Here is a 10,163-nt window from a genome sequence, read left to right on the forward strand (position 1 = left end):
GCTGATCTCCGGCGTGCATCGGACCAACGGCGCACGCGATATTTCGCGCTCGGTCCCGGAGAGCAAGGACTGGTTCGGCTGCTGCGTCGATCTCGACCGTTCGGCGACCGATACCCGCACCAACGCCGCCGAGACGCGGCGCTGGGTGAAGGAACGCGGCTTCCGCTCGCTGATCGTCGTCACCTCGAATTACCACATGCCGCGCGCCATCGCCGAAATGTCGAACGCGATGCCGGATGTCGAATTGCTGCCGTTCGCGGTGATCGGCGATAAATGGCGCGACGAGCCGTGGTGGACCAGTGGCGCGACGCTGCGGCTCTTGCTATCCGAATACGCCAAATACACCGCCGTCGAATTGCGGGTCGCGCTGTCCAGGCTCGGCATCGAGCTGCCGGGCGACAGCGAGCCGTCGTCCGATCCGGTCGCATCCCGCAAGCCTGCCACGGCGCTCACCAACTGAGCGGACGCACGATGTTTTTGATCTTCCTGCGCTCGTTGATCTTCAACGTGCTGTTCTATCTCCTGCTGATTTTCTGGCTGCTCGTCGCGATACCGACCGCGGTGCTGCCGCGGCGGGCGCTGATCAAGGTCGCCAAGCTATGGGGCCAGAACAGCATCTGGCTGATGCGCGTCGTGGTCGGCACCAAGGTCGAATTCCGCGGCCTCGACAAGATCCCGCAAGGCCCACTGATCGTCGCCCCCAAGCATCAGTCGATGTGGGAGACGTTCGCGCTGCTGCAGTTCTTCGATCAGCCGCTCTACATCCTCAAGCGCGAACTGACCTGGATCCCGGTGTTCGGCTGGCTGTTGGTGAAAGCCGACATGATCGCGATCAACCGCCAGAAAGGCGGCCGCATTCTGATGGAGATGGCGCGGCGCGCCAGCGAGGAAGTCAATCGCGGCCGGCAATTGATCATCTTCCCGGAGGGCACGCGGACCGCCGTCGATGCGCCACCGAACTACAAGGCCGGCATCGCCCAGATCTACGCCGATTGCGACGTACCGTGCCTGCCGGTGGCACTGAATTCCGGCCTGTTCTGGCCGCGCCGCCAGTTCATGCGCTATCCCGGCACGCTCATCGTCGAATTCCTCGACCCGCTGCCCGCCGGCCTGCCGCGCCGAGCCTTTCTCGACCGCGTCAGCACCGCGATCGAAACCGCGACCAACCGCATCATCGAGGAATCCCGCCGCGAGCAGGTGGCGCTGTTTGGCGGCGTGCCGGCGACCAAGCCGGCCGAGTAGCAGCCTTCCGCTCCAGCCGCAGCGTAACCTCTCCCGCTTGTGGGAGAGGTCGGATCGCGCAGCTATCCGGGTGCGGGCACTCCGCTCCACGCTTGCTGAGTCAGTGCCTGGGGCGCCCTCACCCCAGCCCTCTCCCGCAAGCGGGAGAGGGGGCGCGCTGCGACTTGCGGCCACGCTTTCGCCCCCCAAATGCGGGTTGGGCTTCACCGGTGCGCCGGCGTTTCGCCTTGTAGCGCCTGGGCAATCTGATGCAGCTGCGGGTCGCGGCAGCCCTGGGCTTCGAGCGCGTGGACGGTGGACAGCACGTAGTCGCGGTTGGGACCGGAGCGGCCGTGGCCCTGGCGGACGAAGCGCAGCTGCTCGGCGATCGACAAGCGCCCGGCATATTGGTCGTGGCCGCGGTCGACCACGTAAGCCAGCGCGCTGATGCGGCGGCGGGCGTCGTCGTCGAGCCAGACCGAGCGCTTGACCTCGCGGTACACGCTGGTGACCTGCTCGCGCTCGCGCAAGTAAGCCACCGTCTCGATCCGGTGCTGATCGGCGACGCGGAAGGCGATGCCGCGGCAGGCGCCGCCGCGATCGAGCCCCAGCACCAGCCCGGGCTGCTCCGGCGTACCGCGATGCACGAACGAATACACGCACAGCGCCCGATGCTCGCCGATCAGCCGCGCCGGCACCCGCTCGGTGAAGGCGAAGCCGGGATTCCACATCAGCGAGCCATAGCCGAACACCCAAAGGTCGCCCTCGTGAAGTTCAGCATCGGAAAGAGTTTTGGCGGACATGTCAGAGCAAGGCTGTCGGCTGGGGTGTCAGCAGGTTCGCGCATCGCGCAAATGACCAATTCGGTCTGTACCTCATCCTGGCCGTGAAGGGCAGCGCCCCGTCGCCGTTTACGGTTCCGCCATGTCGCGGCGTTCCGCCCATGGTTTTTCCCGTTTTCAGGCTCTATGCAGGTGCCATGGTCGAAACTCCCTATCGTCGGCGGCTGTGGCCGCTGTTGTTTCTCCCGACGCTGATCCTGATCGCGGCGATCGGCTGGAGTGCGTTCTGGTGGTTCTCCGCGTCGCAGGTCGACCGCATCGTCGATGCGTGGCGGACCCGCGAGGCGGCAGCGGGCCGCGTCTATGACTGCGGCGAGCGCTCGGTCGCGGGCTATCCGTTCCGGCTCGAAGTCCGCTGCCGTGACGCCAGCGTCACGCTGACCAACCAGACCGCCGCCCAGGCCGCCAGCGCCACGCAGGTGACGGCGAAGCTCGGCGAGATCCTGGTGGTGTCCTCGCTGTACCAGCCCAAGCTGCTGATCGCCGAATTCAAGGCCCCGGCCAGCTTCGCCGGCCCGGGCGCGCCGCCGATGGTGCTGAACTGGGAGACCGCCCGCTCCAGCGTCGCCGGCCTGCCCGGACCGCCGCAGCGGATCGCGCTGGTGTTCGACGCGCCGTCGCTGGATCGCACCGACGGCCCAACCGCGGTGCCGATGGCCCGCGCCCGCCACGCCGAAATGCATGTCCGGCAGGTCGACGGCGCGGCGCCGGGCCAGCACAACCTCGAGGCCGATCTGGTGCTGGAAGGCGCCAGCGTGCAGGATGTGCATCCGCTGCTGGCCGACGCGTTCGACGGCCATGTCCGGCTGGTGCTCAGCGGCCTGAACGACTTCCGCCCCAAGCCGTGGCCGGTGCGGTTTCGCGAGTTGCAGCAGGCCGGCGGCCGCATTGAGATCACCCAGGCGCGCATCCAGCAGGGCGACTTGATCGCCACCGCCACGGGTTCGCTTGGACTGACGCCGTCCGGCAATGTCGAGGGCGAGCTGCAGGTGCTCGCCACCGGCCTCGACAAAGTGATCCCCAAGCTCGGCATCGAACAGGCGCTGGAGCAGGGCGTGTCGCAATCGGCGATCGACCGCGTCGCGCCCGGCGTCCGCGCCAAGGACGTCAACAACATCCTCGGCGCGCTCGACCGCGCCATCCCGGGACTCGGCCGCGTCGTCCGGCAAAATGCGAATGCGGGCGTCGCCGCCGGCATCGACGCGCTCGGCCAGGCCGCCGTGCTCGAAGGCAAGCCTGCCCGCGCCTTCCCGCTGCGCTTCGTCGACGGCGCCGTCATGCTCGGCCCGTTCAAGGTCGCGCAGAGAAGCCGTTGTTTTGAATAGAAGCTAGTACCGAATACGTCACCCAAATTTTCCGACGCCTTCGGCGGCGCGTAGGTCCTAATCCCTGAGAGGCGCTATTCGAAAAGACATCGAGCGCCTCACAGATCACGCATCGCCAGCAATATGATACTATTCAACTAGATTTTCGGCACAGCCATATCGTGGACTTATTTCTTATGTCGACACACATGCATTATCTTACTGTTGCAGATAATTTCTTCGGATCCAGCTTCGCCACCGCCGACTCACTACGCAGAGCTTGGCAAAAGCTCTCGTATTCCCAAATGTTCGACTTAGTCGAAAGGTATCAAGAATTCGAAGCTCAGTGGGCACCCTCCGCCACACAACCAACAGAGCCAACGTTTCTGTTTGGGAAGGCCCACGAAATCATGGGCAATTCCAAATCATGGCATCCTCGATACTATTCACCAACAAGAAATATGACGAGCGACAAGCTCGCATCTGCACTGCTCTATATGCCAAAGATATCGATCTGGCTCCCCAGCTCGCCTGATCCGAACAAACTATTGCCACCCGACCCCGCAATTCGCACTGAATGGCGAGAAGCGGCAGGCGCAGGAACCAGCTTTCACATTCTGTGCAGGCTGATGGAACTCTCTCCGTTGAGACCCCTTCTTGAGGATGGCTCTGTACAGACAATTCCCGACGCTTACTACAGCAGTATCAAGTCACACGACTTGATCACACTCGCCGAATTGGAATCAGGCGAACTCGGATTGAGGACAATCCTCGACCAGTTGCAGCCTTTCGACAACGTGCGCATGTCCGATACACTCGAAACGTGGGCGGCTATTAATGAGCACGAGATCCGCTATCTCGACCCATTGGTCGGCCTAAACGAAGACATTCTCGTTCAATCACAGATCAATGGGCATTTGATGTCGTGCAACGACGTCATGCATGCTCTGGTCGCGGCCAAGTTTGACAGGGAAAGTCGCGAAACGAAAGAATCGGCTTGGCTCAACGCCGCAGTTAGCCTCCCGAAGTTGTCCAACTTGGCCATTGATGATTTGGTGAGGGTGCGTCGAAACGAGGATGCATTCGAGGTCTGGCGCGCCGCCTTGTCCAGGGCCATCCGGGACTGCGAACAGTCCTTTGGCCCCAGCAACATGCGGCAAGACGAAGTGTCTGCTGCCTTCAATGAAGTTGCAGTATCCGCGGCGTCGATCCTCAAGAGCAAAAGAAAGTCCAAAGCGGTCAGTTCGCTGGTCGAGGCAGGTGCGATTTCCTTCTTGTCCGGTGCAATCGGCTCGTGGTTTATGGCGGCTGCTCCCTCATCGGCAATCGGAGCTGGCGCGGTAACGTCGTCGCTGAAATTGATCTACGACCTATTGAAGGCAAGAGAGTCGCCGGAAGATCGCTCGTTACTACGCCTATTTGCCCTCCTCAAGACTTCCTAATTTGGCTTACAATTTACCGCTGGCCGATTTGGGTTTGAAACTTCTGAATTGTTCATCGGCTACGCTCCTCGCAATGACGGACGAACGACTACGCGCTGTTGTCGACGCCCACCTTCACCGGCGCGGTCTCCGGCATCAGCGCCATGGCGCCGAGGCCGACGGCGGCGGCGAGCAGCAGGTACCAGGCCGGCGCCAGCGGATTGCCGGTGGCGTGCAGCAGCCAGGTGACGACGAGTTGCGCGGTGCCGCCGAAGCTGGCGATCGCGACCGCGTAGACGATGGCGAATACGCCGCCGCGGATCTGCTGCGGCAACGCCTCGGTGAAGGTCGCATAGAACGCCGTGTAGGGAATCGAGCCGATCAGCGACAGCACGCCGAAGCCGAACAGCAGCGAAGCCGGCCCCGGATCGGCGACGATCCACAGGAAGCTCGGATAGGTCAGCGCCAACGCCAGCGCCTGCGGAATGATCATCACCGGCTTGCGGCCGAAGCGATCCGCCATCCAGCCACCGCCGAGCGCGCCGATGATCTGCAGCCCGTTGCCGACCATCGACACCGCGAACGCCAGCGACGAGGCGACGTGCAGCGTGTTCTGTGCGTAGGTCGTCATGTATTGCGTGACATAGGTCGAGATCGTGCCGCTGGCCAGGATCGCCAGCGCCAGCAAGACCAGGCGAACGTGCCGCCGCGCCAGTGCGAAGTAAGTGGTGCGCTCTGTCTGTTCGGCGGACGCTTGCGGCACCGTCTCCGGCAACGCGCGGCGCATCCACAGACCGACCGGCAGACAGGCGACGCCGATCAGGAAGGCGATACGCCAGCCATAGGCGTCGAGTTCGGATGGCGTCAGCAGCTTGCTCAGCACGAAGCCGACCAGCGCGCCGGTGGTGGCGGCGATCTGCTGGCTGGTCGGTTGCCACGACACGATCAGCGCCCGCCGCTCCGGCTTGGCGATTTCCAACAGATAGGCGGTGGTCGGCCCGACTTCGCCGCCGAGCGCGAAGCCCTGGGTCATGCGCGCCAGGATGACGATGATCGGCGCCGCAACGCCGATCTGTGCATAGGACGGCGTCAGCGTGATGGTGAGGATCGCGGCGCCCATCAGGGCGAAGCTGAGCAGCATCGCCGGCCGGCGGCCGACCCGGTCCGAATAGATGCCGAGCACCAGACCGCCGATCGGCCGGGTAATGAAGCCGGCCCCGAACGTCGCCAGCGACAGCATCAGGCTGCTGTACTCGCTGTGCGTCGGGAAAAAGGTGTGGCCGATCTGGATGGCGAAGAAGCTGTAGGTGATGAAATCGTAGAACTCGAGCATGTTGCCGACGGTCGCCGACAGGACCGTGCGGGTGGTGCCGATCGGCTCATCGGCCGCGATGCTGAGCGACAAGGGCTGTGTCCTTCAACTGATCGAACGCGTGAGTGAGTCCGCGTGACGGAACAATGCGGAAGCCTGCTCGGAGTTGCACATCGCATGCCACCCGCGCAGCGCGCGCCCTCTCCCGCCTGCGGGAGAGGGCTGGGGTGAGGGCGACCCAAGCACTGACTCTGCAAGCGTTGTGAGGACCTCACCCGTCCCGGCTTCGCTGCGCTATGCCGGGCCGACCTCTCCCGCAGGCGGGAGAGGTTGCGCCGTGCGCGGAAGAGCTGCAGCAGCTCTAATGCAACCCCGGCGCTTCATGGCCAGTACGCGCCACATACTCCGTGTAGCCGCCGCCGTATTTGTGGATGCCGTCCGGCGTCAGTTCGAGCACGCGGTTGGACAGCGCGGCGAGGAAGTGCCGATCGTGGGACACGAACAGCATGGTGCCCTCGAAATCGGCCAGCGCCTTGATCAGCATCTCCTTGGTGGCGATGTCGAGATGGTTGGTCGGCTCGTCGAGCACCAGGAAGTTAGGCGGGTCGTACAGCATTCTGGCCATCACCAGCCGTGCCTTCTCGCCGCCCGACAGCACCCGGCATCGCTTCTCGACGTCGTCGCCGGAGAAGCCGAAGCAGCCGGCGAGCGCGCGCAGCGAACCCTGCCCGGCCTGCGGAAACCATTCTTCGAGCGACTGGAACACGGTGAGTTCGCCGTCGATCAGATCCATCGCGTGCTGGGCGAAGTAACCCATCTTGACGCTGCCGCCAATGGTGACGCTGCCGTCGTCCGGCGGCGTGGTGCCGGCGACCAGCTTGAGCAGTGTCGATTTGCCGGCGCCGTTAATACCCATCACGCACCAGCGCTCGCGGCGGCGAATCTGGAAATCGAGATCGTCGTAGATGACGTGCTTGCCATAGGCCTTGCTGACATGCGCCAGCGTGGCGACGTCTTCGCCGGAGCGCGGTGCCGGCAGGAAATCGAACGCGATGATCTGACGGCGGCGCGGCGGCTCGACCTTCTCGATCTTCTCCAGCTTCTTGACGCGGCTCTGCACCTGCGCCGCGTGCGAGGCGCGCGCCTTGAAGCGCTCGATAAAGGCGACTTCCTTGGCGAGCATCGCCTGCTGGCGCTCGAACTGCGCCTGCTGCTGCTTGTCGGCGAGCGCACGCTGGCCTTCGTAGAACTCGTAGTCGCCGGTGTAGCTGGTCAGCGTGCCGGCATCGATCTCGACGATCTTGTTGACGATGCGGTTCATGAAGGCGCGGTCGTGCGAGGTCATCAGCAGCGCGCCCTCGAAGCCTTTGAGGAACTGCTCCAGCCAGATCAGGCTTTCGATGTCGAGATGGTTCGACGGTTCGTCGAGCAGCATCACGTCGGGCCGCATCAACAGAATACGCGCCAGCGCGACGCGCATCTTCCAGCCGCCCGACAGCTTGCCGACGTCGCCGTCCATCATCTCCTGCGAGAACGAGAGACCCGCCAGCACCTCGCGGGCTCGGCCTTCGAGCGCGTAGCCGTCGAGCTCCTCGAAGCGGTGCTGCACCTCGCCGTAGCGTTCGAGGATCTGCTCCATCTCGTCGGCGCGGTCCGGATCGGCCAGCGCGTGCTCAAGCTCCTTCAGCTCGGCGGCGACTTCGCTGACCGGGCCGGCGCCCTCCATGGTCTCGGCGACCGCGCTGCGCCCGGCCATCTCACCGACATCCTGGCTGAAATAGCCGATGGTCAGGCCGCGATCGACCGACACCTGGCCTTCGTCCGGCTGCTCCTGCCCGGTGATCATGCGGAACAGCGTGGTCTTGCCCGAGCCGTTCGGCCCGACGAGGCCGATCTTCTCGCCGCGCAACAGCGTGGCGGAGGCCTCGATGTAGAGGATCTGATGGCCGTTCTGCTTGGAGATGTTGTCGAGGCGGATCATGGGGTCATCGCGGGGGAGAAATGCTGCGGCGCGTTTAGCCGATATGGCGAAACGACGCCAGATCGTCCACCAAGGTCACCGTCATTCCGGGGCGCTCGCGACAGCGAGCGAACCCGGAATCCCGACGTTGTTGCGCACCCGGCGGTTTCCATCACAACGGGATTCCGGGTTCGCGCCTTTCGGCGCGCCCCGGAATGACGCGTGGAAGGGGCGTAATCACCCTTCCGGCAACACCGCGTTGCTCGGCGTCACGCGGTCGGTGATCTGCATGCCGAACAGGCTGCCGAGCAGTTCGACGGCGACGCGGGCGGTGCGGCCGCGCTCGTCGAGGAACGGGTTGAGCTCGACGATGTCGACTGAGCGCACCAGGCCGCTGTCGTGCAGCAACTCCATGACCAGATGCGCCTCGCGATAGGTGGCGCCGCCCGGCACGGTGGTGCCGACGCCCGGCGCCACCGCCGGATCGAGAAAATCGACGTCGAACGACAGATGCAGCACGCCGTTCGCGGCACGGACGCGGTCGATGACGCGGCGGATCAGCACGCCGACGCCGAACTCGTCGATCGCACGCATGTCGGCGATGGCGATGCTGCGTTGGCGCACCAGCTCCTTCTCCAAAGGATCGATCGAGCGGATGCCGAACAGATCGAGCTGCGCCGGCGGGATCGACACCCGGAGTTCGTCGCCGAGCAGACGATCGAGCCCCGGCTCGCCGCACAGGAACGCCGCCGACATGCCGTGCATATTGGCGGACAGCGTCGTCGCCGGTGTGTTGTAATCGGCATGGGCGTCCAGCCACATCACGAACAGCGGCTTGCCCTGGCTCCGCCAATAGCGCGCGACACCGTTGACCGAGCCCATCGACAGGCTGTGATCGCCGCCCATGAACAGCGGCACCGCGCCGGACGCGGCGAGCTGATAAGCGCGCGCGGAGATCTCACCGACCCAGCTCTTCACCTCGGTGTAGTAGTTGGCCTTGGCCGGCACCGGATCGTTGCCGCCGCCCGTCTGCGGCCGCGTCATGTCGCCGTGATCTTCGACCGTGTAGTGCAATTGCTCGAGCACGCGGCCGATGCCGGCGGTGCGGAGCGCGGCCGGCCCCATCAGCGTGCCGCGCAGGCCGGCGCCGATCTCGATCGGCACACCGAGCAGCGCAACACGGCGCGGAGCGTCGTGCGAGTGATCGCCAGTTTGCGACATGCCGATGACGTCCCTTCAAGACGAGGCACGCCAGGCGCGTGCGTCAGGCCTTGAAATAGGTGATCTGCTGCGTGGTCGCCAGCAACCGTCCGCTCGGCGACCACAGTTCCCCGGTCTGGTCGCTGAAGCTCTTGTGAAACACGTTGGCGTCGGCGACGCCGAGCACCGCGGTGATCGGCTCGGCCGCGAGCTCGGCGGCGTCGACGTGGAAATACGTCGTCATCGACACCGTGCCGATCGGCAGCAGTTCGCCGCGGACATGGAAAATGCGGGCGAAGAACGCATCGGCGATGGCGGACAAGGACAGCAGGTCGAGCGTGCGCGGCACCGCGTGACCGATCCAGACCTTGGTATGCGCGCTCGCCGGCTCGGCGAAAGCGGCGCCGGAGAAGTTCGGCTCGTCCTCGGGAAAGCGAAATTCGAACTGCTCGATCCACGGCGCCGCAACGCGGGTGTAGACCGGCGTCTCAGTGAGCGACTTGACGGCCGGCATCGCAGTCGGGCGATGGGTCCAGGTCTCGCGGCGCTGCGCGAACACCGCGGTGGCGAACGCAGCGACCTCGCCGGCCTGCGTCGCCTCGATCGACCAATGCTGCGTCGAACGGGTCGCCTTGATCAGCCGCGGCGTCAGGTCGAACCCGCCCGGTGCGATCGGCGCGCAGAAATTCACCGTGAAGGCCAACGGATCGCCGGCGATTTCCTTTTGCCGCATCAACGTCCGGTGGCCGACGGCTTCCAGTTTCATATCCCGCGCGGTTACATCTATTTCGCCATCCTGTTCTCGGTCGCGGTCGAGTTCTTCAACATCCTGGCGCGGCGCAACAGAACGCGGACACCCTCCGCCTGAGCGGCGCGTGTTGACATTGTGGCCCGATGATTTCG

General features: G+C 64.7%; 9 protein-coding genes and 1 pseudogene. 5 read left to right on the top strand and 5 right to left on the bottom strand.

The features are described 5' to 3' along the window. A partial coding sequence (locus I5M_RS08535; RefSeq protein ID WP_031335902.1) for a YdcF family protein occupies positions 1-460 on the top strand: 460 nt, incomplete at its 5' end. Positions 461-471: 11 nt separating this feature from the next. Then, on the top strand, positions 472-1,242 hold the full coding sequence (locus I5M_RS08540; protein ID WP_022721012.1) for a 1-acyl-sn-glycerol-3-phosphate acyltransferase: 771 nt from the start codon (positions 472-474) through the stop codon (positions 1,240-1,242). 203 nt (positions 1,243-1,445) lie between these two features. Here the strand turns inward: I5M_RS08540 and I5M_RS08545 are convergent, their stop codons facing one another. Next, positions 1,446-2,024, bottom strand: coding sequence for a gamma-glutamylcyclotransferase (locus I5M_RS08545; protein WP_022721013.1), 579 nt, complete (start codon positions 2,022-2,024; stop codon positions 1,446-1,448). Between the two features lie 176 nt (positions 2,025-2,200). Between I5M_RS08545 and I5M_RS08550 the strand changes: the two genes are divergently transcribed. Both I5M_RS08550 and I5M_RS08555 read left to right on the top strand, forming a co-directional pair. Next, complete coding sequence (locus tag I5M_RS08550; protein ID WP_022721014.1) at positions 2,201-3,388, top strand: DUF2125 domain-containing protein; 1,188 nt, start codon at positions 2,201-2,203, stop codon at positions 3,386-3,388. A gap of 176 nt (positions 3,389-3,564) precedes the next feature. Continuing rightward, on the top strand, positions 3,565-4,809 hold the full coding sequence (locus tag I5M_RS08555; RefSeq protein WP_148287846.1) for a hypothetical protein: 1,245 nt from the start codon (positions 3,565-3,567) through the stop codon (positions 4,807-4,809). A gap of 88 nt (positions 4,810-4,897) precedes the next feature. Here the strand turns inward: I5M_RS08555 and I5M_RS08560 are convergent, their stop codons facing one another. The 4 genes from I5M_RS08560 to I5M_RS08575 form a co-directional block, all read right to left on the bottom strand. Beyond that, complete coding sequence (locus I5M_RS08560; RefSeq protein WP_022721016.1) at positions 4,898-6,193, bottom strand: MFS transporter; 1,296 nt, start codon at positions 6,191-6,193, stop codon at positions 4,898-4,900. Positions 6,194-6,461: 268 nt separating this feature from the next. Further along, positions 6,462-8,081, bottom strand: coding sequence for an ABC-F family ATP-binding cassette domain-containing protein (locus tag I5M_RS08565; RefSeq protein ID WP_022721017.1), 1,620 nt, complete (start codon positions 8,079-8,081; stop codon positions 6,462-6,464). A 216-nt stretch (positions 8,082-8,297) separates the two neighbouring features. Next, positions 8,298-9,281, bottom strand: a complete 984-nt coding sequence (gene rocF, locus I5M_RS08570) for an arginase (RefSeq protein WP_022721018.1) — start codon at positions 9,279-9,281, stop codon at positions 8,298-8,300. 43 nt (positions 9,282-9,324) lie between these two features. Beyond that, the gene (locus tag I5M_RS08575; RefSeq protein WP_244431956.1) at positions 9,325-9,993 is read right to left on the bottom strand and encodes an acyl-CoA thioesterase II; all 669 of its coding nucleotides are present in this window, start codon (positions 9,991-9,993) and stop codon (positions 9,325-9,327) included. Positions 9,994-10,002: 9 nt separating this feature from the next. Here I5M_RS08575 and I5M_RS32120 point away from each other — a divergent pair. Continuing rightward, positions 10,003-10,128, top strand: a pseudogene (locus I5M_RS32120) (TerC family protein); the annotation flags it as partial. Positions 10,129-10,163 lie beyond the last annotated feature (35 nt).

Origin of the sequence: Rhodopseudomonas sp. B29, assembly GCF_000333455.1 — a bacterium.
GTDB lineage: Bacteria > Pseudomonadota > Alphaproteobacteria > Rhizobiales > Xanthobacteraceae > Rhodopseudomonas.

Coding starts and splice junctions, on each gene's coding strand:
- I5M_RS08540 (WP_022721012.1), top strand. CDS start 472: ATGTTTTTGATCTTCCTGCGCTCGTTGATCTTCAACGTGCTGTTCTAT.
- I5M_RS08545 (WP_022721013.1), bottom strand. CDS start 2,024: ATGTCCGCCAAAACTCTTTCCGATGCTGAACTTCACGAGGGCGACCTT.
- I5M_RS08550 (WP_022721014.1), top strand. CDS start 2,201: ATGGTCGAAACTCCCTATCGTCGGCGGCTGTGGCCGCTGTTGTTTCTC.
- I5M_RS08555 (WP_148287846.1), top strand. CDS start 3,565: ATGTCGACACACATGCATTATCTTACTGTTGCAGATAATTTCTTCGGA.
- I5M_RS08565 (WP_022721017.1), bottom strand. CDS start 8,081: ATGATCCGCCTCGACAACATCTCCAAGCAGAACGGCCATCAGATCCTC.
- rocF (WP_022721018.1), bottom strand. CDS start 9,281: ATGTCGCAAACTGGCGATCACTCGCACGACGCTCCGCGCCGTGTTGCG.
- I5M_RS08575 (WP_244431956.1), bottom strand. CDS start 9,993: ATGCGGCAAAAGGAAATCGCCGGCGATCCGTTGGCCTTCACGGTGAAT.